General features: G+C 74.6%; 17 protein-coding genes and 3 pseudogenes. 12 read left to right on the top strand and 8 right to left on the bottom strand.

Annotated elements, in window-relative coordinates; genetic code table 11:
- Window positions 1-2: 2 nt before the first annotated feature.
- The 3 genes and pseudogenes from LUW75_RS22045 to LUW75_RS22035 form a co-directional block, all read right to left on the bottom strand.
- Complete coding sequence (locus LUW75_RS22045) at window positions 3-1,133, bottom strand: sugar ABC transporter substrate-binding protein (protein WP_250337154.1); 1,131 nt, start codon at window positions 1,131-1,133, stop codon at window positions 3-5.
- Window positions 1,134-1,139: 6 nt separating this feature from the next.
- Window positions 1,140-3,646 (bottom strand): annotated as a pseudogene (locus tag LUW75_RS22040) (SpoIIE family protein phosphatase).
- A gap of 131 nt (window positions 3,647-3,777) precedes the next feature.
- Window positions 3,778-4,625, bottom strand: a pseudogene (locus tag LUW75_RS22035) (acyltransferase).
- A gap of 139 nt (window positions 4,626-4,764) precedes the next feature.
- Between LUW75_RS22035 and LUW75_RS22030 the strand changes: the two are divergent.
- Window positions 4,765-5,301, top strand: coding sequence for a gamma carbonic anhydrase family protein (locus LUW75_RS22030; protein WP_250337153.1), 537 nt, complete (start codon window positions 4,765-4,767; stop codon window positions 5,299-5,301).
- Window positions 5,302-5,338: 37 nt separating this feature from the next.
- Here the strand turns inward: LUW75_RS22030 and LUW75_RS22025 are convergent, their stop codons facing one another.
- Entirely contained in the window at window positions 5,339-6,007 is a 669-nt protein-coding gene (locus tag LUW75_RS22025) for a DedA family protein (protein ID WP_250337152.1), read from the bottom strand.
- Between the two features lie 223 nt (window positions 6,008-6,230).
- On the opposite strand from LUW75_RS22025, the gene LUW75_RS22020 reads away from it, so the two are divergent.
- From LUW75_RS22020 to LUW75_RS22005, 4 genes are all read left to right on the top strand, one after another.
- Complete coding sequence (locus tag LUW75_RS22020) at window positions 6,231-7,265, top strand: DUF2076 domain-containing protein (RefSeq protein WP_250337151.1); 1,035 nt, start codon at window positions 6,231-6,233, stop codon at window positions 7,263-7,265.
- Between the two features lie 65 nt (window positions 7,266-7,330).
- Window positions 7,331-8,686, top strand: coding sequence for an MFS transporter (locus LUW75_RS22015; protein WP_250337150.1), 1,356 nt, complete (start codon window positions 7,331-7,333; stop codon window positions 8,684-8,686).
- A 149-nt stretch (window positions 8,687-8,835) separates the two neighbouring features.
- Window positions 8,836-9,807 (top strand): ABC transporter ATP-binding protein, encoded by a 972-nt coding sequence (locus LUW75_RS22010; protein ID WP_250337149.1) that lies wholly within the window; start codon window positions 8,836-8,838, stop codon window positions 9,805-9,807.
- Window positions 9,804-10,655 carry an ABC transporter permease gene (locus LUW75_RS22005; protein ID WP_250337148.1) on the top strand — a complete coding sequence of 284 codons (852 nt, stop codon included), beginning with the start codon at window positions 9,804-9,806 and terminating at the stop codon, window positions 10,653-10,655. Before LUW75_RS22010 ends, LUW75_RS22005 begins: the two co-directional genes overlap by 4 nt.
- Before the next feature lie 867 nt (window positions 10,656-11,522).
- Here the strand turns inward: LUW75_RS22005 and LUW75_RS21995 are convergent.
- Together LUW75_RS21995 and tuf are read right to left on the bottom strand one after the other, a co-directional pair.
- Entirely contained in the window at window positions 11,523-12,368 is an 846-nt protein-coding gene (locus LUW75_RS21995) for a spermidine synthase (RefSeq protein ID WP_250337147.1), read from the bottom strand.
- 28 nt (window positions 12,369-12,396) lie between these two features.
- A complete protein-coding gene (gene tuf / locus LUW75_RS21990) occupies window positions 12,397-13,572 on the bottom strand; it encodes an elongation factor Tu (protein WP_250337146.1) in 1,176 nt (391 codons plus the stop codon).
- 320 nt (window positions 13,573-13,892) lie between these two features.
- Between tuf and LUW75_RS21985 the strand changes: the two genes are divergently transcribed.
- The 3 genes from LUW75_RS21985 to LUW75_RS21975 all read left to right on the top strand — a co-directional run bounded on the left by LUW75_RS21985 (window position 13,893) and on the right by LUW75_RS21975 (window position 16,954).
- A complete protein-coding gene (locus LUW75_RS21985; protein WP_250337145.1) occupies window positions 13,893-14,609 on the top strand; it encodes a TVP38/TMEM64 family protein in 717 nt (238 codons plus the stop codon).
- A 104-nt stretch (window positions 14,610-14,713) separates the two neighbouring features.
- Window positions 14,714-15,586 (top strand): undecaprenyl-diphosphate phosphatase, encoded by an 873-nt coding sequence (locus tag LUW75_RS21980; RefSeq protein WP_250337144.1) that lies wholly within the window; start codon window positions 14,714-14,716, stop codon window positions 15,584-15,586.
- 819 nt (window positions 15,587-16,405) lie between these two features.
- Window positions 16,406-16,954, top strand: coding sequence for a Uma2 family endonuclease (locus LUW75_RS21975; protein WP_462933806.1), 549 nt, complete (start codon window positions 16,406-16,408; stop codon window positions 16,952-16,954).
- Window positions 16,955-17,008: 54 nt separating this feature from the next.
- On the opposite strand, the gene LUW75_RS21970 is transcribed toward LUW75_RS21975, so the two are convergent.
- On the bottom strand, window positions 17,009-17,380 hold the full coding sequence (locus tag LUW75_RS21970; RefSeq protein ID WP_250337142.1) for a linear amide C-N hydrolase: 372 nt from the start codon (window positions 17,378-17,380) through the stop codon (window positions 17,009-17,011).
- An 854-nt stretch (window positions 17,381-18,234) separates the two neighbouring features.
- Between LUW75_RS21970 and LUW75_RS21965 the strand changes: the two genes are divergently transcribed.
- From LUW75_RS21965 to LUW75_RS21955, 3 genes and pseudogenes are all read left to right on the top strand, one after another.
- On the top strand, window positions 18,235-18,453 hold the full coding sequence (locus LUW75_RS21965) for a hypothetical protein (RefSeq protein ID WP_250337141.1): 219 nt from the start codon (window positions 18,235-18,237) through the stop codon (window positions 18,451-18,453).
- Window positions 18,450-18,719: pseudogene (locus tag LUW75_RS21960) on the top strand (TfuA-like protein); the annotation flags it as partial. The gene LUW75_RS21965 and the pseudogene LUW75_RS21960, both read left to right, overlap by 4 nt.
- Before the next feature lie 103 nt (window positions 18,720-18,822).
- Window positions 18,823-19,167 carry a hypothetical protein gene (locus LUW75_RS21955; protein WP_250337802.1) on the top strand — a complete coding sequence of 115 codons (345 nt, stop codon included), beginning with the start codon at window positions 18,823-18,825 and terminating at the stop codon, window positions 19,165-19,167.
- On the opposite strand, the gene LUW75_RS21950 is transcribed toward LUW75_RS21955, so the two are convergent.
- On the bottom strand, window positions 19,168-20,229 hold the full coding sequence (locus LUW75_RS21950) for an IS630 family transposase (protein ID WP_462933767.1): 1,062 nt from the start codon (window positions 20,227-20,229) through the stop codon (window positions 19,168-19,170). It lies immediately after the preceding gene.
- Between the two features lie 197 nt (window positions 20,230-20,426).
- Here LUW75_RS21950 and LUW75_RS21945 point away from each other — a divergent pair, with 197 nt between their 5' ends.
- Entirely contained in the window at window positions 20,427-20,618 is a 192-nt protein-coding gene (locus tag LUW75_RS21945) for a hypothetical protein (RefSeq protein WP_250337140.1), read from the top strand.
- The last annotated feature ends 82 nt before the right edge of the window (window positions 20,619-20,700 follow it).

The following is a 20,700-nucleotide window of genomic DNA, read 5'->3' as shown; positions in this document are numbered from 1 at the left end:
GATTACACGGTGAGTCCGGCCTTCGCGCACGCCGACGCGTACTTCGGAGTGCAGATCTGCGCGATCGTGTACATCCCGCCCCTGACGACGGTCTCGCGCACGGTGTCCGCGGTGACGGGCACCGGGGCGAAGCGGACGGCGGGAACCCCGCGCACGGTGGTCCCGCTGCCGCCCCGCGGGGCGACGGCGTCCGCCGGGTCGCCGCGGCCGAGTGCGACGGCCATCTCCGCCGCGGCGGCGGCCATCGGCCCGAACGGCTTGTACACCGTCATGTACTGCTCGCCGCCGATGATCCGCCGGAGGGCGTCGAGGTCGGCGTCCTGCCCGGTGACCGGCGGCAGCGGCGTGACGAAGCCGGCCTTCAGCGCGGAGACGACGCCGCCGGCGAGCGCGTCGTTGGCGGCGTACACGCCGTCGATGCCCTCGGGCCCGAGCGCGGCGACGGCGCCGGACATGTGGGCCCGGGCGGCCTCGGGACGCCAGCGGTCCGTGTCGTACGCCTTGACGATCCGCGCCCTGCCGTTCAGCACCTCGCGCGCGCCCCGCTCCAGGGCGACGGCGTTCGGGTCGGCCGGGTCGCCGTTCACCATGACGACGCGTCCGCCGTCCGCCTCGGCGCCCATGGCCGCGAGCAGCGCCTCCGCCTGGAGGCGGCCGGTCCGCCGGGCGTCGAAGGAGACGAAGCCGGAGACCGGCCCGTCGGCGAGGCGGTCGTACGAGACGACGGGGACGCCCGCGTCGGCGGCCTTGGCCACCGCGGGGCCGAGCGCCCGGGAGTCCACGGGGCCGAGGATCAGGACGTCGGCCCCCGCGGTGATCATCGAGTCGAGTTGCTGCCTCTGGGCGGCGACGTCGCTCCGGGCGTTGGCGTGGTCCACGGTGCAGCCCGGGCAGATCTGGCGGATCTTCGCCTCGATCAGCGGCCGGTCGAAGGTCTCCCAGCGGGTGGTGTGGGTGTCGGGCAGGAGCAGTCCGACGCGGGGCGTGAAATCGGTGCGCGTCGGGTCCGGGCCGTCCTCCAGGTGCGCCTGCCCGGCGGTGCCGCAGCCGGCGAGGGCGACGGCGAGTGCCGCCGCGACCGCGGCGGGGGCGGTGCGCGGGCGGCCGCGCCCGCGGTCCTTCGCACGGAACACCCCTGTTCACCTTCCTCCGTGTGGGGAGCCGTCCGGGCCGGGGGCGGCCGGCGGACCGGCGCCGGCGTCCGGGCCGCGGGCGACGGCGAACTCGCTCCACACCTGCTTGCCGCCGCTGACCGGCACCGATCCCCACGACGCCGACACGGCCTCCACCAGGAACAGCCCGCGGCCCCCGGTGGACTCCCAGTCGGCCGTCACGGGCTTGGCGGGGGCCCGCGGCGAGGTGTCGGTGACGGCGATGCGCATCCGGTCCCCGGCGAGCGTCAGGTCGAGGCGCACCGCGCCCTGCGTGTGCACCAGGGCGTTGGTGACGAGTTCGGAGACGACGAGCAGGGCCGCGTCCGCCTCCTCCGAGACGCCCCAGCCGCGCAGGGTGCGGGCGGTGAAGCGGCGGGCGTGCATGACGGCGTCGGGCAGCCGCCACACGGTCCACCCGGCGCGGATGGGCGGGACCCCCGTCCCGTCGTAGCGCACCAGCAGCAGGGCGATGTCGTCGTCGCGGCGGGTGCCGTCGCCCAGGAGCCGGTCGGCCATGCGTCCGGGGTCGCCCGGGTCGGCGCCGGAGAGCAGGTCCCGCATCCGCCGCATCCCGTCCTCCAGGTGGAGGCTGGAGGACTCGACGAGCCCGTCCGTGAGCAGCGCGAGGACCGCGCCGGGGGCGAGGCCGGCGGCGGTGATGGGGTAGTCCGCGTCCGCGAGGACGCCGAGGGGGAGGCCGCCCTCGGCGTCGACCTCCTCCGTCGCGCCGTCCGGGTGGCGCAGCAGCGGGGCGAGGTGGCCGGCGCGGACGATCCAGGCCTCGCCCTCCTCCATGTCGAGTTCGACGTAGCAGCAGGTGGCGAAGAGGTCGGTCTCCATGCCGGCGAGGAGCCGGTTGGCGTGCGAGACGACGACGTCGGGCGGATGCCCCTCCACCGCGTACGCCCTGATGGCGGTGCGGATCTGGCCCATGATGGTGGCCGCCCCGGCGCTGTGCCCCTGGACGTCTCCGATGACGAGGGCGACGCGGCTGTCGGAGAGAGGGATCACGTCGTACCAGTCGCCGCCGACCTCCAGGCCGACCATCGCCGGCAGGTAGCGGGCGACGGCCACTCCCCGGCCAGCCGGGGGAGCCTGCGCGGCAGCAGGCTGCGCTGGAGGGTGGTGGCCAGTTCGTGCTGGGCGTCGAAGGCGCGGGCGCGGCGCAGCGCCTGCCCGGCCAGGCCGGCGGTGGCGGTCAGCAGGGACCGCTCCTCGGCGCCGAACTCGTGCGGCTCGTCCCAGCCGGCCAGGCAGGCGCCGATGACGCGGCCCTCGGCGGGCAGCGGCAGGAGGGCCAGGCCGCCGGGCCCGACCCCGGCGAGGGCCGGCTCCAGCTCGGCGCCGGCCGGGACCAGGCCCACGCGCACCTCCCGGAGCGCCGCCGCGAGCGTCGGCAGGGAGCGCAGGGGGGTGTCGGGCCACTCGGAGCGCCACTCGGAGCGCCAGACCTCGGGCCAGGCGCCGGACCCGGGCGGGTCCAGGACGGTGACGACGAGCCTGTCGGCCTCCAGGCTCGCGACGGCGACGCGGTCGGCGCCGACGAGCGGGTCGCGCAGGGCGCCGACGACGGCGCGGGCGACGTCGCGGGCGGTCGTCGTGGCGGCGAGGGACGCGGAGAGCCGCTGGACGAGGGAGACCTCGTCGGTCTCGGGGCGCAGCGACGACGCGTCGACGACGATGCCGAGGACGCGCTCGGGGCGTCCCGCGGGGTCGTCGAGGACGCGGGAGCGCAGCCGCAGCCAGCGCAGGTCGCCGGCGGGCCGGCGGACGCGGAACTCCAGCTCCCGGCCGGCCGAGGTGACCTTGCCCGGTTCGACCAGGGACATGAGGGCCGGCAGGTCGTCGGGGACGGCGTGGGCCAGGAGCGTCTCGACCCGCCCGTCGAAGCCGCCGGGGGCGATGTCGACGAGTTCGAGCATCCGCGTGTCGGCGCTGATCCGCCCGGTGTGGAGTTCGAGGGTGAACGCCCCGATCCGCTCCCCGCCCAGCGCCTGCCAGGGCGTCAGCCGGTACGCGGCCTGCGAGCCCTCCCGGCGCGGCCCCGGTCCCGCCGGTACGGGCCCGCCGTCGTCGCTCGCGACCGCGTGGGCCGCCCCCGGCTCGCCGCCCGCTTCCAGGCGGGCGGCGACCTGTTCGGCGTACAGCTCCACGAAGCCGCGCCGGTCGGCGTCGAAGCCCCGGCCGGTGTCGTCGACGACGACCAGGCAACCGAGCCGCCGGTCGTCCGTGCCGACGGGCAGCACGCCCAGCGCCGCGCCGGGCGCGAGGCCCGCGGGCACGGCCTCGCGGCGGGCGGCGAGCTCGGCGGCGGTGAGCCACAGGGGGCGGCCGCCGCGGAAGACCTCGGCGACGGCGGAACACCCCGACACGGCGTACCCGCGCGGCCAGCCAGGCGGCGCCCCGGGGTCCCCGGCCGGCCCGGCGAGGCGCAGTTCGCGGCCGCTCCCGCCGGCGACGTACACGGCGGCCAGGGCGGCCCCGGCGAACATCGGCGCGCGGGCCGCCGGGCGGGCGGCGCCACGCGGCCGCACGGCGCCGGGGGCCCCGTCCGCGGGGTCGGCCCGCAGTCCCGGAGCCCCAGCCGCGGCGCCGCCTTCGCTGGACACTTCCCCGTCACACCTCACCCTCCATACTGGGCGTCCCCGCAGGACGGGGGCCAGTCAGGCGGGCCGGCGGGGTGGTGCCGCGCGGGCCGGCGCCCCGGCGCCGCCCGTGGCCGGCGGGGCGGCGGGCGGCGCGGCGGGTCACGCCCTCCCGGGTGCGCCGGCGCGGCCGGCTGCGCGGCGGTGACGTGCTCGGGGATCGGCACGGGCGGGGGTCGCCAGCCGCCGTCCGGACCCCAGCGGCGTACGACGCGGGCCGGCGCCCCGGCGGCGACCGAGTGATCGGGCACCTCGCCGCGGACGACCGCCCCGGCGGCGACCACGGCGTTCCGCCCGGTCCGGGCGCCGGGGAGGACCACCGCACCGGTGCCGAGCCGGCAGCCCGGGCCCACCTCGACGGGCGCGGAGCGCGGCCACCGCCGGCCGATCGGCTCGTACGGGTCGTCGTAGCCGTGGTTGGTCGCGGTGCTGTGGACGCACGGCCCGCAGAACGTGTTCGCGCCGACGGTCACCGGCGCGTCCGCCACGACGTGGCTGCCGGGCCCGAGGACGACGCCGTCACCGAGGGTCACCACCGGGTCCGGACCGGGGGACCGGGCACCGTGCCGGCGCTGAGCGTCGCCCGCTCGCCGATGACGCAGCGCTCGCCCAGCTCGATCCGCTCCTCGCCGAAGACCGTGCCCTGCGGGAAGGCGAGCCGGGTGCCGGCGCCGATCCGGCGGAACCTCGGGAGGCCGGGGCGCTCGGCGGCGACGGAACCGGTCTGCCGCACCCGGCGCCAGCCGCGGTGCACGGCGGCGGAGAGCGTGCGGCGGCCCCGGGCGGCGAACGGCGGGGAGGGGAACGCGTTTCCGTCCCCGGGCACCCGGCCGCGGTGGTGGGCCGGGTCACCGGCGGTCAGGGCACGGTGCTGTGACGTTCACCCCACCGGCCCGGTGGCGGGCGGCGTGGCCTACGGTTCCCCTGGGTGCGACGACGGGCCCGGAGCGCGAGGGAGCGGCGGAATGACGGAACGGCCGTTGATCACCGGTGTGGGCGGCAGGGAGCCGGAGGTGGCCGGTACGGCCTTCGCCGCGCCCACCTCCGTCGTGGTCGGCGAGGTCACGCTGGGGCCGGGGTCCAGCGTCTGGTACCACGCCGTGCTGCGCGCGGACTGCGGGCCGATCGTCCTCGGCGCGGACAGCAACATCCAGGACAACTGCACGGTGCACGTCGACCCCGGCTTCCCCGTGACGGTCGGCGAGCGCGTGTCGGTCGGCCACAACGCCGTCCTGCACGGCTGCACGGTGGAGGACGACGTCCTGGTCGGCATGGGCGCCACCGTCCTCAACGGCGCGCACATCGGCGCGGGCTCCCTGGTCGCCGCGCAGGCCCTCGTCCCGCAGGGGATGCGGGTCCCGCCCGGCTCGCTCGTCGCGGGCGTCCCCGCGAAGGTCAGGCGGCGGCTGACGGACGAGGAGCGCGAGGGCATCAGGGCGAACGCCGCGGTCTACCGGGACCTGGCCCGGGCGCACCGCGAGGCCCACGCGCCGGGGAGCTGACCGGCGCCCCGGCGGCGCGCGCCCGGCCCCGTCCCCGTCAGTCGGCCGCGGCGGGGACGGGGTCCTGGTGCGGCCCGGCGGCGCGCTCGGCCTCGGACTTCTCGGCCGCCTTCCTGGCACGGTGCCTGAGGACGAGCATCGAGGTGAGGCCCACCGCCACGGCGAGGACGAGGCCCAGCCAGGAGAACCGCTTCAGCCACGCCTCGGCGACGACGCCCACGGAGTAGATCACCGCCGTGGTGCCGCCCGCCCAGAGGATGCCGCCGAACACGTTGGCGAGGAGGAACTTCCAGTACGGCATCTGCAGCACGCCCGCCAGCGGCCCGGCGAAGATCCGCAGCAGGGCGACGAACCGGCCGAAGAAGACGGCCCACACGCCCCACTTCCGGAAGGACCGCTCGGCCAGCGCGATGTTGGCCTCGCTGAAGTGCTTCGGGAACTTCCCGCCGAGCCAGGCCAGCAGGGGCCGGCCGCCCTTGCGGCCGATGGCGTAGCCGATCGAGTCGCCGACGATCGCGCCCGCCGAGGCGCAGGCCCCCAGGACGTACGGGTTGATGTCCCCGTGCTGGGAGGCGAGGAGCGCGGAGCTGACGAGGACGATCTCGCCCGGCAGCGGGATGCCGAGGCTTTCCAGCCCGATCACCACACCCACCAGGACGTAGATGCTGACCGCGGGGACGGTCTCGAGCCACTCCTGGACGTGCAAGGCCGGTTCCTCCGTATCGACGAGTGACCTCTGGGGGCAGGCAGCCTACCCGGTCGCGGGGCGGGCCCCGGCCGGTGCGGACCGGGTCGGGGGGATGGACGCCGGCGCGCCCGGCGGGGTTGCCCGCGCCGGGCGGGCGGGCCGCCGGACGGTGGTCCCGGCGCGGGCGGCGACCGGGGCCGGGCGTGGCACCCGCCACCCCTCCCCTCTATGGTTACAGCCCATGTGGCCAGGACAGCAGCCGCCCGGGGGCGAGCAGAACCCGCAGGACCAGAAGGCGCCCAACCCCTACCAGCAGCCGGGGTACCAGCAGCCGAACCCGTACCAGCAGCCGGGGTACCAGCAGCCCGGGTACCCGCAGCACAACCCGTACCAGCAGCCCACCGCGCCGTACCACGCGGCCCCCGGGCAGCCGCCCGGTCCGCCGGTGCCCCCGGACGGCGACCGGAGGAGGACGACGGTCGTCGCGATCGTCGCGGCCCTCGTCGTCCTGGCCACCGCCGTCCTGACCGGCTACCTGGTCCTCGGCGACGACGGGGAGCAGTCCACCGCCCGGGGCGGCCCGGCGCCGTCCGGGAGCGCGGCCGCGCCGTCGGCGCCGGTCGGGCAGGCCCCGCAGCCACCCTCCGGCAACCCGCGTGACGGCTCGGCGGCGCCCACGCCGTCCGTTCCCGGCTGGAAGGTCGTCCACAACCCGAAGCGCGGCACCCTCTTCGACATCCCGCCGGACTGGGAGGCGCTCGGCTCGGGCATGACCACCGGCTTCGAGGACGTGAAGGCCGGGGACGGCTCGCCCGTCGTGACCATGTCGGCGCCCGGCCGCTACAAGAGCGAGTGGTGCACGTACGACGACGACAAGGACGGCACCGCCGACAAGTGGAGCCTCGCCACGGCCGGCACGAAGGGCGGGCAGGGCGCGAAGAACACCGCCGAGGCGGCGTACAACGAGGCCGGCAACTGGGTGTGGGCGGGATACGCGCAGACCGAGCCCAAGGGCACCGTCAAGATCACCAAGGCCGTGCCGTACACCACGAAGTCCGGTCTGAGCGGCCACGTCGCCACGGCGACCGCCCTCGGCACCAAGCACGAGAACAGGTGCGACACGGACGGCAAGTCCATCGCGTTCTCCTTCAAGAACGCCAAGGGCGACTTCGTCTCCTGGGTGCTGTACGCGAACACGGGGATCAAGGACGAGGTCCCGGACGAGACGATCCGGAAGATCCTCGGCACCGTCCGGCTGACCGGGGCCGTCTCGTAGGGGCCGGCGGAACCTGACGGACAATCCGTTTGTCGGCGAGGACCTCCACCGGGGATAGTCCGGGTGTGAAGTCCCCCGCCGCCTCCCGCCCCCGCCGCCCGGAGTGGGCGGGGCACAACTACCTCCTGCTGACCGCCGCCGCCGTCGTCACCGGCCTGGGCTCCCACGGCGCCCTGGTGGCGGCGGCGTTCGCGGTGCTGGAGTCCGGCGGCGACGGCGGCGACGTGGGCCTGGTCGCCGCGGCCCGCACGCTGCCGCTCGTCCTCTTCCTTCTCGTCGGCGGAGCCGTCGCGGACCGGTTGCCGCGGCACCGCGTCATGGTCGCCGCCAACGCCCTGAACTGCGTCTCGCAGGCGGTCTTCGCGGTCCTCGTGCTCACCGACCGGGCGCAGCTGTGGCAGATGATGCTGCTGACCGCGCTGTGCGGCACGGGCCAGGCGTTCTTCAGCCCGGCCGCCGAGGGCATGCTGATGTCCAGCGTCGGCGGCGGGCAGGCGAGTCGCGCCTTCGCGCTGTTCCGCATGGCCATGAGCGGCGCGGCCATCGGCGGGGCGGCGCTCGGCGGCGCCCTGGTCGCCGCGTTCGGGCCGGGCTGGGTGCTCGCCGTCGACGCGGCGGCGTTCGCCGTGGCGGGCGCGCTGCGGATGTTCCTGGACGTGAGCCACGTACCCGAGCGCGCCCCCGGGGGCGGGCTCCTCGCCGACCTGCGCGAGGGGTGGGACGAGTTCGTCGGCCGGCCCTGGCTGTGGGCGGTCGTCGCGCAGTTCTCCGTCGTCGTCGCCGTCGTCGGCGCCGCCGACTCCGTGTACGGGCCGCTGGTCGCGCAGGAGTCGCTGGGCGGCGCGCAGCCGTGGGGCCTGGCCCTGGCCGCGTTCGGCGTGGGCACGCTCGGCGGCGCGCTGCTGATGACGCGCTGGAAGCCGCGCCGGCTGCTGCTGACGGGCACGCTGTGCGTGTTCCCGCTGGCCCTGCCGTCGGCGGCGCTGGCTGTGCCGCTGCCGGTGGGCGGCCTGGTGGCGGTGATGTTCGTGTCCGGGGTGGCGGTCGAGGTGTTCGGGGTGGCCTGGATGACCTCGCTGCACCAGGAGATCCCGGAGGAGAAGCTGTCGCGGGTCGCCGCGTACGACTGGTTCGGCTCGACCGCGATGCTGCCCCTGTCGACGGCGGTCGCGGGCCCGGTGGCGGACCTCGTCGGGCGGTCGTCGGCCCTGTGGGGGTGCGCGGCGCTGGTCACGGTGGTGACGGCACTGGTGCTGCTCGTCCCGGACGTGCGCAACCTCACGCGCCGCGCGGAGCCGGTCGCGGCGGGCCGTCCGGAGGAACCGTCCGGGACGTCGCCGGCGTCGGCGGCCGTCCGGGACCCGTCCGAGGACGCTCGCCGGGCCGGTGGGACAGGGCCGGACGCCCGGACCGTTCGGTAACGTGTTCGCCGGGAGGGCGCGAACGGCTGCCGTCGGGTGGCGACGGCGGCCACGGGGTCGTGGACACGTCCCGTGACCACGGACGTCGGCACGGCCTCCGGCCCCTGATCCCACGGGGCGGACCACGAGACGAACGGGGGGGGACACCGATGACGACCGCTCACGCCTTGTCCGGGACCGGGAGCAGCCCACCGCCGGAGGGCGACACGGTCATCGACGTACGGGACCTGCGGATGCGCTATCGCAGCCAGGACGTGCTGAAGGGAGTCGGCTTCACGGCCCGGCGAGGCGAAGTCGTCCTGCTGCTCGGCCCGAACGGCGCGGGCAAGACGACCACGATCGAGGTCCTGGAAGGCTTCCGGATGCGCTCGGCCGGTGACGTGACCGTCCTCGGCGTCGACCCGGCCCGCGGGGACGAGGCGTGGCGTGCGCGCCTGGGCATCGTCCTGCAGTCCTGGCGCGACCACGGCAAGTGGCGGGTGCGGGAACTGCTGGCCTGCCTCGGCTCGTACTACGCGCCGTACTCCACCGCCCTCGTGCGGCGGCCCTGGGACGTCGACGAGCTCCTTGCCGCGGTGGGGCTGACCGGGCAGGCGGGCCAGCGGGTCGGGACCCTGTCCGGTGGGCAGCGCAGGCGTTTCGACGTGGCCGTCGGCATCGTGGGCAGACCTGAGGTGCTGTTCCTGGACGAGCCGACGGCGGGGCTGGACCCGGAGGCGAGGAACGAGTTCCACGGCCTGGTACGCGGGCTGGCGGACGAGAACACCACGATCCTGCTGACCACGCACGACCTCGCCGAGGCGGAGAGGCTCGCCGACCGGATCCTCATCCTGGCCGGTGGCCGGATCGTGGCCGACGGCTCGGCCGAGGAGCTGTCGCGGCAGGCGTCGGCCGAGGCCACCGTGCGCTGGACGCGGGACGGGCAGCCCTTCGAGGAGGCGACGGCCGAACCCACCCGGTTCGTCCGCCGGCTGTTCGAGGAGCACGGCGAGGCGATCGGCGGGCTGGAGGTGCGCCGGGCGAGCCTGGAGGACACCTACCTGACGATGGTGCGGGAGCTGGAGGCGGGGAAGATCCCCGAGGAACGAGCGGTGCACGCTTTCGGGGAGGAGGCGCGATGAGTCCGGTGTGGTACGCGGCGGTGGTAGGGGTGCGGCGCGGCTGGACGGAACTTCGGCAGACCTTCACCACCGGCCAGGACGTTGTCGGTTACGCGCTGTGGACGGTTCTGCTCGTCGTGCCGCTGCTCCTGGTCGGGGACGACCCGCTGAAGGGCGCCGGCATCTCGGCCGGCGCGTTCATGCTGCCGAGCGTGCTGGGGATGACGCTCGCGTTCACCGGGACGATGACCACGGCGCAGCTGCTGGCGGCCGAGCGCGAGGACGGCACCCTGCTGCGGGCCAAAGCCGTGCCTCACGGCATGGTCGGTCACCTGGTCGGCAAGATCGTCATGGTCTCGGGGACGGCTCTCGTCTCCATGGCGCTCCCCTTCGCCGTTGGCGTGTTCCTGGTGGACGGGGTCGCCCGGCAGGGCGGCGGAGCGCTGCCGACGCTGGTGTGGGTGGTGCCGCTGGGTCTCCTGGCGACCCTGCCGGTGGGCGCCGTCATCGGCTCGCTCGTCGACAGTCCGCGCACCGTCGGGTTGCTGATGCTCCCGGTGATGGGACTCGTGGTGGTCTCCGGCATCTACTTCCCTCTGTCGAAGCTGCCCGAGTGGCTGCAGATCGTCGGGCAGGTCTTCCCCGTGTACTGGCTCGGCCTCGGGCTCCGCTCGGCGCTGCTGCCGGCCGATGCGGTCGCCGCCGAGATCGGCGCGTCCTGGCGGCACCTGGAGACGGCGGGCGTACTGGGCGCCTGGGCGGTCGCCGGACTGCTCCTGGCGCCACCCGTCCTGCGCAGGATGGCCCGCCGCGAGTCCGGAGCCGCGATGGCGGAACGGCACCGGAAAGCGATGCAGCGGGTCGGCTAGCGACGTGCCGGGGAGGTAGGCCCGGTTCCTGGTCGGGCCGTGTCGGACGCGGGGCGCCCGCCCCAGCGGGCGCCCTTCTCCGTGCCGGTGCGGGCGCGTCCCCCGCGCTGGGCGGCGCGCGCGTCGGGGTGGCGGGCGTTCGCGTTGCGCCGGCGCGGGCAGCGACGCGGGACCCGGGTCCGCGCCGTGTGGTTCGGATGGTCGGAGTCGGCCGGGGTGAGCTGCCGCAGGGGGCCGAAGTACGCCCCGACGGGGTTGGCCCGGGACGCGTGGGGCGGGCTCGGCATCGCGTTCGGGGCCTGGGGACTCCCTCCGTGCCCCGGTGCGTTGGAACGCCGTCCCGTTGCACGGCAGCGGGCGCCGAAGGATTCCCGGCCGGCCCGGATGACGAGTCCGTGCACGCGGCGCGGGTGGGCGGCGGGTTCACGGGTCGACCGGCGCGTGAAGGACTGGCCGGGGTCGGTGGAGCGGGTGGCGGCCGTCCGGGTGCCGGAGTCCTCGTCTCCGGTGCCGGGTCGGCGGGGGCGGCCGCCCGCCCGGTGAGGGTCCGGACGGGCCGGGCCGATCTCGACGAAACGGTGGACCGCATCCCGCACGGTGCCCCCGTCGGCCTGGGCCGGCCGGACGGCCGCCGGGACGCGGTTGCCACCGTCGCCCACCGGTAGCGCGCCGGGCCGCCACCGCCCCGACGCACGATGCGCTGGAGCCTTTGCCCTTCCCGGTCGGTCAGTCCGCGTACCCGTACAGGTTCGGGCACCGCGCCTCCGGCGGTCGGAACGGACGCTCGCCGCCACCCAGCCGTTCCGCCCGCCGGCCCGGCGAACCCGTGCGGTCACAGCACCGGGGAGCTGTCCGGGGCCGGCGCCGTCAGCCGATGCCGAACGCACCGCCGGGCGGCTCGGGGGAGGGCACCGCGTCCGCGTCCCGCACCACCGCCGCGCCGCCGGTGAGCCGCGCCAGGGCCGGCCCGTGCTCCACCCGCGCGGGGAACGCGTCGGCGGCCGCCCGGCGGGCCAGCCGGACCGTGTCGACCGGCGCGTGCGAGGCGACCAGGACCACGTTGCCGAAGCGCCGCCCCCGCAGCACCGCCGGCTCGGCGATCAGCGCCAGTTCCCCGAACACGGCCGCGAGGGTGGCCAGCTGCGAGCGGAGGAACCGGAGCGGCGCGCCGTCCGCCAGGTTCGCCGCGTAACACCCGTCCGGCCGCAGGACCCGCTCCACCTCGCGCGCGTACTCGACGGACGTCAGGTGCGCCGGCACCCGCGAACCGCCGAACACGTCCCCCACCACCAGGTCCGCCGACCGCGCGGGCGCCGCCTCCAGCCACGCCCGCGCATCCGCGCGGTGCACGGTGATCCCCGAACCCGCCGGTAGGGGCAGGTGCTCCGCGACCAGCGCGAGCAGCCCCCGGTCCGCCTCCACAACCTCCTGCCGGGAGCCGGGCCGGGTCGCCGCGACGTACCGGGGCAGGGTCAGCGCGCCGCCCCCCAGGTGGACCGCGTCGAGCGGGGCGCCCCCGCCGCCGGCGGCGTCCACGACGAGGGCGAGGCGCCGGGCGTACTCGAACTCCAGGTGCGTCGGGTCGTCGAGGTCGACGTACGACTGCGGCGCGCCGTCGACGGTCAGCAGCCAGGCCCGCTCCCGGTCGATGTCCGGCAGGAGCCTGGCGGTGCCGCCGTCGACGGCGCGGAGTACGGGTACGGGCTCGTTCACCGCCCCATCCTCCCAGCCGCGCCGCGCGTCAGAGCAGCTCGCCCACGGTGCCCGCGCCGACCGTGCGGCCGCCCTCGCGGATCGCGAAGCCGAGGCCCGGCTCCAGCGGCACGGCGCGCCCCAGCTCGACGGTCATGGTGACCGTCTCCCCGGGGCGGGCGACGGCCGCCCCGCCCAGGTCGACCTCGCCGACCACGTCCGCGGTGCGGATGTGGAACTGCGGGCGGTACCCGGTCGCCACGGGGGTCGACCGGCCGCCCTCGCGGGCCGACAGGACGTGCACCCGCGCCGTGAAGCGCCGCCCGGGCACGACGCTGCCCGGCTCGGCCGCCACGTGGCCGCGGCGGACCGCGGCGCGCGGCACCCCGCGCAGGAGCAGCGCGACGTTGTCGCCGGCCTGCGCGAACTCCATCGGCCTGCCGAACGTCTCCACGCCGGTGACGACGGTCTCCACCCCGGCGCCGAGCACCTCCACGCGGTCGCCGACCCGCACGGTGCCGCGCTCGACGGCCCCGGTGACGACCGTGCCCCGCCCGGCGACGGTGAGGACGTTCTCGACGGGCATCAGGAACGGCGCCTCCACGTACCGCACCGGCGTCGGCACGTACGTGTCGACCGCGTCGAGCAGCGCCTCGATCGAGGCCGTCCAGCGCGGGTCGCCCTCCAGCGCCCTCAGCCCGGAGACCCGCACGACCGGGACGGAGTCGCCGCCGTAGCCGTGCGCGGTGAGCAGTTCGCGCACCTCCAGTTCGACGAGGTCGGTGAGCTCGTCGTCGCCCGCGTCGGCCTTGTTGAGGGCGACGACGACGTGGTCGACGCCGACCTGGCGGGCGAGCAGGAGGTGCTCGGCGGTCTGCGGCATGACGCCGTCGAGAGCGGAGACGACGAGGACGGCCCCGTCGAGCTGGGCCGCGCCGGTCACCATGTTCTTGACGTAGTCGGCGTGGCCGGGCATGTCGACGTGGGCGTAGTGGCGGGTGTCGGTCTCGTACTCGACGTGCGCGAGGTTGATCGTGATGCCGCGCCGCGCCTCCTCGGGCGCCCGGTCGATCCGGTCGGACGCGACGTAGGAGGTGCCGCTGCCGGAGCGCTCGCTGAGGACCTTGGTGATGGCCGCGGTGAGAGTGGTCTTGCCGTGGTCGACGTGGCCCATGGTGCCGATGTTGAGGTGCGGTTTGGTGCGCACGTAAGCCGTCCTGGACATGACGGGGCGGTTCCTCTCCGGAACTCGAAGCGTGTGGCTGGGGACCCCTCGGCCGTGCCGACCCTCCCCCCTGCGGGGCCCGCCGGACGATCCGGGGAGGGTCAGCTTCGGGCGCCGTCCAGGACGAGGGCGGCAGCCTTCGGCGCGTCCGCGACCGCGGACGACGCTGCGAGGAAGGCGTACCGGAACATGCGGACGATCCTGCCCCGGCGGACCGCGCGCGTCGAGCGGTTTTCCGCGGCTCCGGCGCGTGCCGGGGCGCAGGCGGGGTGCGGCGCCGGTCACGGCGGGGGCGCGGCGGCGTCGGTTAGGCTCCCCGGGTGCCCGAGCCCGCCCCCCGGCCCCAGGCCGGTTCCGCCCCGCGCTTCCCCCGCCTCCTCCTCTCGCCCCGGTCGCGGCTGTCGCTGCTGGTCTGCCTGCTCGCGGGCGCCGGGGCGGCGGTCGTGGCGTACGAGCCGCACCGGCTCCTCACGGACGGGGGCTGGCCGCCGCAGGCGGGCGGCGCGGGCGCCGTCGTGCTGTTCGGGATCGCGTACGGGCTGTGCACCGCCGCGTTCGTGCCGCGTCCCGTGCTGAACCTGGCGTCGGGCGCGCTCTTCGGCGCGCAGGCGGGGCTCGCCGCGGCCGTCGCCGGGACCGTCCTCGGTGCGGGCGTCGCGTTCGCGCTCGGCCGCGCCCTGGGCCGGGACGCGCTGCGCCCGCTGCTGCGGGGTCGCTGGGCGGAGGCGGCCGACGGGCAGTTCGGCCGGCACGGGTTCCGGTCGACGCTGGCGATCCGGCTGTTCCCCGGGGTGCCGTTCGCCGCGGCCAACTACGGCGCGGCGATCTCGCGCGTGGGGTACGCGCCGTTCCTGCTGGGCACGGCGCTGGGCTGCGTGCCGAACACGGCGGCGTACGTGGTCGCCGGGAGCCGGGCCGCGGCACCGGACTCCCCGGCCTTCCTCCTGTCGGCCGGGTTCATCGCGCTCAGCGTGGCCGCCGGGGCGTTCACCGCCTGGCGCAAGCGGCACCGACTGCGGCCGGCGGCCACGTCCTGACGCCGCTTCAGGTCGCGGGGAGATCACCACACGTTCACCGTGAAGCGGTACGCTGCACCGACTCCACCGACGGCACACGCACATTCCGGGACGGCCCTGGCCCCATGAATTGGTTCGAATCGCTCATCCTCGGACTCGTCCAGGGGCTGACGGAGTTCCTTCCGATCTCCTCCAGCGCCCACCTGCGCCTCACCGCCGCGTTCGCGGGCTGGCAGGACCCGGGGGCCGCCTTCACGGCGATCACGCAGATCGGTACCGAGGCGGCGGTCCTGATCTACTTCCGCAAGGACATCGGCCGCATCGTGTCGGCCTGGTTCCGGTCGCTGACGGACAGGTCCATGCGCTCCGACCACGACGCCCGGACGGGCTGGCTGGTGATCGTCGGGTCGATACCGATCGGCGTGCTGGGGGTGACCCTGAAGGACCACATCGAGGGCCCGTTCCGCGACCTGCGGCTGATCGCCACGACCCTGATCGTGCTCGGCGTCGTGCTGGGCGTGGCCGACCGGATGGCGGCGCGCGCGCAGGAGGGCGGCCGCCACCGGGCGGCGCAGGAGCGCAAGACGCTGCGGGACCTGGGCGTCAGGGACGGTCTGGTCTTCGGCCTGTGCCAGGCGATGGCGCTGGTCCCGGGCGTCTCCCGGTCGGGTGCGACCATCAGCGGCGGCCTGCTGATGAACTACACGCGTGAGGCGGCCGCCCGCTACTCCTTCCTGCTGGCCATCCCCGCCGTACTGGCCTCGGGCGTGTTCGAGCTGAAGGCCGTGGGCGAGGGCCACGTGTCGTGGGGACCGACCGTCTTCGCGACGGTCATCGCGTTCGGCGTGGGCTACGCGGTCATCGCGTGGTTCATGAAGTTCATCACGACCAAGAGCTTCATGCCCTTCGTGATCTACCGGATAGTCCTCGGCATCCTGCTCCTCGTGCTGGTCAGCATGGGTGTGCTGAGCCCGCACGCGGGCGAGTCCGGTGGCTGAACCAGGGCTGCGCAGGTAGCGCTATCCAGCATTTCCTCGTGCCTGACTGCAGCACCACGCCATTATTACCTCCCACTCGTCTCCCACCGGGGAGGCCGGGATACGCCCCACTAGGACGTGTGCGTCGGCAAAGTAGGGGATGACGCGGAAGGGCCCGCACGGACGTGCGGGCCCTTCCGCGCAGAGGGTGGAGCGGGTCAGCTGAGGTTCATGTCCGGCCTGTGCCGGACCTTCGCCACGAGGAAGCGCAGCCGCTCATCCACCGTGTCCCAGGCATCGCCGGTGAGGTCGGCCGGCTGTAGGGCCAGGCATCCGCGTCCAGGGCGATCCGGGTGAGCTCCGAGCTGTCAACCAGGTCCCGAGCGAGCCGGTCGAGGGCGCGGGCGGCCCGCACGTGGCAGGCCGCGTCCAGCACCAGTTGACGCTCCGCACGGCTCGGCGGAACCCGGGAACCAGCCGCGGCACCGCCGTACGCCAGGGCACCACTTGCGGGGCCCCCTGACCTGTGAGGACAAGGACGGGGGCTTCCACTGCGACCTCGCCAACATCGCAAGCCTGGTGTCGGCCGACCTCGACCCGGCGCTCAGGCTGACGTGCACCACTCCTCCGAAGCAGCTCGTCCATGGGCCACGTCGTCCAGATCCACACCGAGATGATCACCGGCCTCCGGCTCGTCGGACCCACACGGGCCGAGTGAGAGGTCCGGTCGCTCGACTATGCTGACACCAGCGTTGCGCCCGTGTCCGCGATCCGGGATGAGGGCCCCTGACCTCTTCGAGGCGCCTGGAGGAAGCCGTGACCGCCGAACTCCCCGACTGGATGATCCCGCCCAGGATCAGCGGCTGGGAAGCCGATGACCTCGACCGTCTCGCCCAGGCACCGCGGCACACCGAACTCATCGACGGAGCCCTGATCTTCATGATGTCGCCGCAGCGGTCCTGGCACGCCCGGCTGGTGGAGAACCTGACCTTCGCCCTGCGCCAGGCCGCCCCCGTCGGGTTCGACGCCGAGCGTGAGATGACCGTCAGGCTCGACAAGAAGAGCCGCCCCGAGCCGGACATCCTGGTCACGACCGCCCCGTACGACCCCGACCGGACGTGGTACGCGCCCGAGGATGTCGCCCTGGTCATCGAGGTCGTCTCGGAGGAGTCGGCGGACCGCGACCGTTCCCTGAAGCCCTTCAAGTACGCACAGGCCAGGATCCCCCACTTCTGGCGCGTCGAGGACGAGACCGGCGCCCCCACCGTCCACACCTACGAACTCGACACCATGACCAGCACCTACGTGGCCACCGGCATCCACCGCAACCGGTTGAAGGTCTCTGTCCCCATCCCCCTCGACATCGACCTCGACAGCCTCGTGCCCTGACCGCCCCTCCCGGACGTCGGGCCACGGCTTCGCGAGCTGGAAGCGTAAGCCGCCTCACGCCCCCGCGAGGGCGAAAGTGAACGGTTCACGGGGCTCGTACCGGCCGGTGACGTCGCGAGCATGCCGGCACTCGACGACCGCCGAGTCTCCCGTGGCGTGGTCAAGCGCCAGGTGCACCGTGCTCCACGTGCCCGCGTGGGCGTCCCCCTGTGGGCGCACCTGGAAGAGTTCGGCCTCCAGCGCGTCGACCGCCTCGGCGACGGTGGGGAAGCGGTCCAGGAGGTACTGCGTCCACAGTGCGGCGCTCACGGCCGGCAGGCGCGGGTCGCGCTCCCCATAGTCCGGTTCGGCCAGCCACGGCAGATGCGCGCCAAGACCCGCCTCGTTGATCCCGTCCGTGGTGGCGGAGTCGTACGCGATGGCCACCGCCCTGCCGTAACGCGCTCCACCGCAGCGGCAGCGGGTCGTCCGCTCCCATGCCCGCCCGCTCCGCCCCGCGGGATAGCACCCACAGGTTGGTGTCCAGGCTCTGCTTCCAGCCCATGTTCCGGCCCACGAAGACCGGCTGCCTGCCACAGCACACACGCGCACACATGAGCCTCACGCTGGAGCAGCCGGTCGGGACGCGCGTGTCGGACCGCCAGGGGGACTCAGGCGCCCTGGACGACTCTCCGCCCGGCTGCAGGTCAGCACCGACCACGACAGCCCTGTGGGCTGTCGTGGTCGGTCAGCTCTTCGGCGGTATTCGGACGCGGAGCCAGGCGGGAAGTCATCGAGCGGGCGGAATGATCACACCGCCGCCCGCGTCCCGTTCCCCTCGTACCCGCGGGAGTCACCCCATGCCCACCGGCGCCCGGGTGGTGTCCCGCCCCTTCGACCACAGTGACGCGCGATCCGCGGCTGAGCCGGGCCGCGATCGTCGGCCGGGACCATCCGAGGATGGCACCGGAACCGATCGTGTCACCAGAGGCGGTCAATGTGGCGGACACGCCTGTCGGTGCTGCTACCCCATCTGACGATCTGCGAACTGCTCGCCGTACCGGCGGAGGACCGCGAGGACCTGCGCGCGTGCACGATGCGGCTGCTGCCACCGCACCCGGTTCTGGGATCTGCGTCTGTCCGGAAGAGGTGCGCTGGGACACCGAGACCATCCGCCGCTTCCCCCTCCGCCTTCCGGTGACCTGGTAACGCCGCCCGCGCACCCCCCGAAGAGAGGGTTCGCGGACCGTCCGGCGGAGCCGGCCGACGGCCCGTCGGCCGGCCGCGGGACACGTGGTGGCATGACGCTGTGGCACCCGTATGCCCCGACGCACCAGGCCGAGGCCACGTACCTGGCGTCCGTGATCACCGCGAGGGTCGGCGCCGCTCCGGTCGTGGTGGATCTGACCACGGGACCATACGAGCGCGAGGAGTTCTCCGTGGTCAAGGTCTGCGCACCGCACCTGCGCTACAGCTCCCGCCACACCATTCCCCGTCCGCGCCTGGAGGCATCCGCATGACCGTCCGCGTCTTCGCCGGCCCCACCATCGGCGCCGACCGCATCCGCGAACTCGTGCCCGACGCGGTCCCGCACCCGCCGGTCAAGCACGGCGATCTGCTCCGTCTCGCGCTCCGTCCCGGCGACGTCGCGCTGATCACCGACGGCGTATGGCACCAGAGCGCCCCCACCCGGCACAAGGAGATCCTCGCCGTCCTGGCCGACGGCGTCACCGTCGTCGGAGCCCTCCGGACCGCCGAGCTCGCCCCGTACGGGATGGTCGGCGTGGGCAGGATCTTCGAGGACTTCGGCGCCGGCCGCCTGGACGCGGATGACGAGGTCGCCAGCGCCGGAACGAACCTTCTGGCTCACGCTCGAAGAGATCGAGGTCTTGCCCCAGCGCGAGGCACTGCTGCGCATCGTGGTCCGCTCGGCCCGCCTCGACGGCGCGTGGGACGTGTGGCCGGCCAGCCTGGCGGAGGCCGAGACACTGCTCGACACATCTGTCCAGACGGGCGAGGAGGTGGCCGCCGCGTACCGGATCGACACGGCAGTCGCGGCCGACAACCCCCAGCACACCACCGCGCACCTGGACCCCGAGCGCCTCGCACAGCACCTCCTCACCACCTGGGGCCTTGACCACCGCGCGGACGTGGCAACCCGGGACGCCGCCGCCCGGGACCGCGCGTTCCGCGACTTCGCCGGAGCCGTCGAGGTCGATCGTGCGTTCTATTGATCAGAAACTTATGGGGTTCTCGTCGAGGACGTAGCGGACGTGCGGGCCGCCGAAGTAGCCGCGGACGATGTGCGGCTGACGCTGGCGTCTGCGGAAGAAGCGGCGGGTCTCCGCGGCGAGTTCGGCCTGGTTCCGTGCTCGGTGCTGTTTGGGCGGGCTGTGTTTGAGGTCGGCGTTGACCAGCTCGTCGGGGTTCAGCTCGGGCGAGTAGGCGGGGAGGAAGTGCAGCTCGACGTCGTCGGGGTGGGCGGCGAGCCAGTCGCGGACCTTCTTCGAACGGTGGACGGAGTGCCCGTCGACCACGAGATGGACCTTGCGGTCGAAGTGGCCGGCCAGCCGGTGAAGGAAGCGGCACATCACCTCGGCGGTGAAGCTCTCGGTGAAGACCATGAAGTGCGTCCGGCCCTTGGTGCTGATCGCCGACATCGCGTTCACCGAGAACCGGTTCCCGCTCCGCCGCACCACGGGTGTCCTGCCCTTCTCGCCCCAGGTGCGGCCGGTGACCTGGTCGGAGCGGATACCGACCTGGTCGGCGAACAGGATCTCGCCGCCGTCCCTCTTCGCCTTCGCCCGGATCGCCGGCCATGCCTCCTCGTGCCAGCGGCGCACGGACTCCAGGTCCTGTTCCACCGCCCGCTTGTCCGGACGCTGGAAGGACAGCCCCCACCGCCTCAGATACTTGCCCACCCCGGGATCGGTCAGCCGCACCCGGTACAGCTTCGCGATCAGCTCGCCGACCAGCCGCCGCGTCCACAACTGCCCGCTCAGGCCGACATCGCAGGGTCGACGGTCCAGCACCGCCTGCCGCACGGCGGCCTGCTCGGCCTCCCCGAGCACCTGGTGCACCCCGACCGGCTTGCCCCGCGGCCGCATGACCAGCGCCTCCCGCCCGCCGGCCTGCCACTTCACCCACCAGCCGTCCACCGCCTTCAGCGACACCCCGAACACCGCCGCCACATCCTCACGGCCCCGCCCCGCCACCAACGCAGCCACCGCCCGCAGCCGCAGGGCCTCCTGCGCCGACGGCGACAGACGCCGCGCGTCCCCCACCAGATCACTCACACCCCACCAACGACCCAGAACCCAAACCGTTTCGGATCAATACCGGATAGCTCTCGGACCGGTGCTGTTCGCCCTGATCTGGCTGGGTGTCCTCAGCCCCGACGCGGGCCGGCCGACGTACTGACGCCACCGTGGGACGCGTCACGATGCGTGGCGGGTCACAGCGGATCGTCCGATGTGCGCATTAGTCTGGTCGCATGTCCAAGCCCGCGTCCGACCCCTTCGACCCCGCCGTGCCCGTCCCCGACGCCGACGCCCTCAACCGGGCCATCCGCGAACTGTGGGCGCGCGCGGACGGACGCCTGTCGGCGGACGAGCAGCGGATCTACCAGGCCCTCGTCCTGAAATGGGCCGCCGCGCAGCGGGGCGACGTCGGCACCGCCGCCTGACAGTGAGGATGTACGTGAGTGTTCCCCGACGGGGTCTGATCCACCGCCTGACTGACTCAGGGTCCTCAACGGGATCTGTCGG

Origin of the sequence: Streptomyces sp. MRC013 (assembly GCF_023614235.1) — a bacterium.
Classification (GTDB): Bacteria; Actinomycetota; Actinomycetes; order Streptomycetales; family Streptomycetaceae; genus Streptomyces.
Note: the sequence above shows the minus strand (reverse complement) of the source record. Positions and strands in the feature narration are given on the sequence as shown.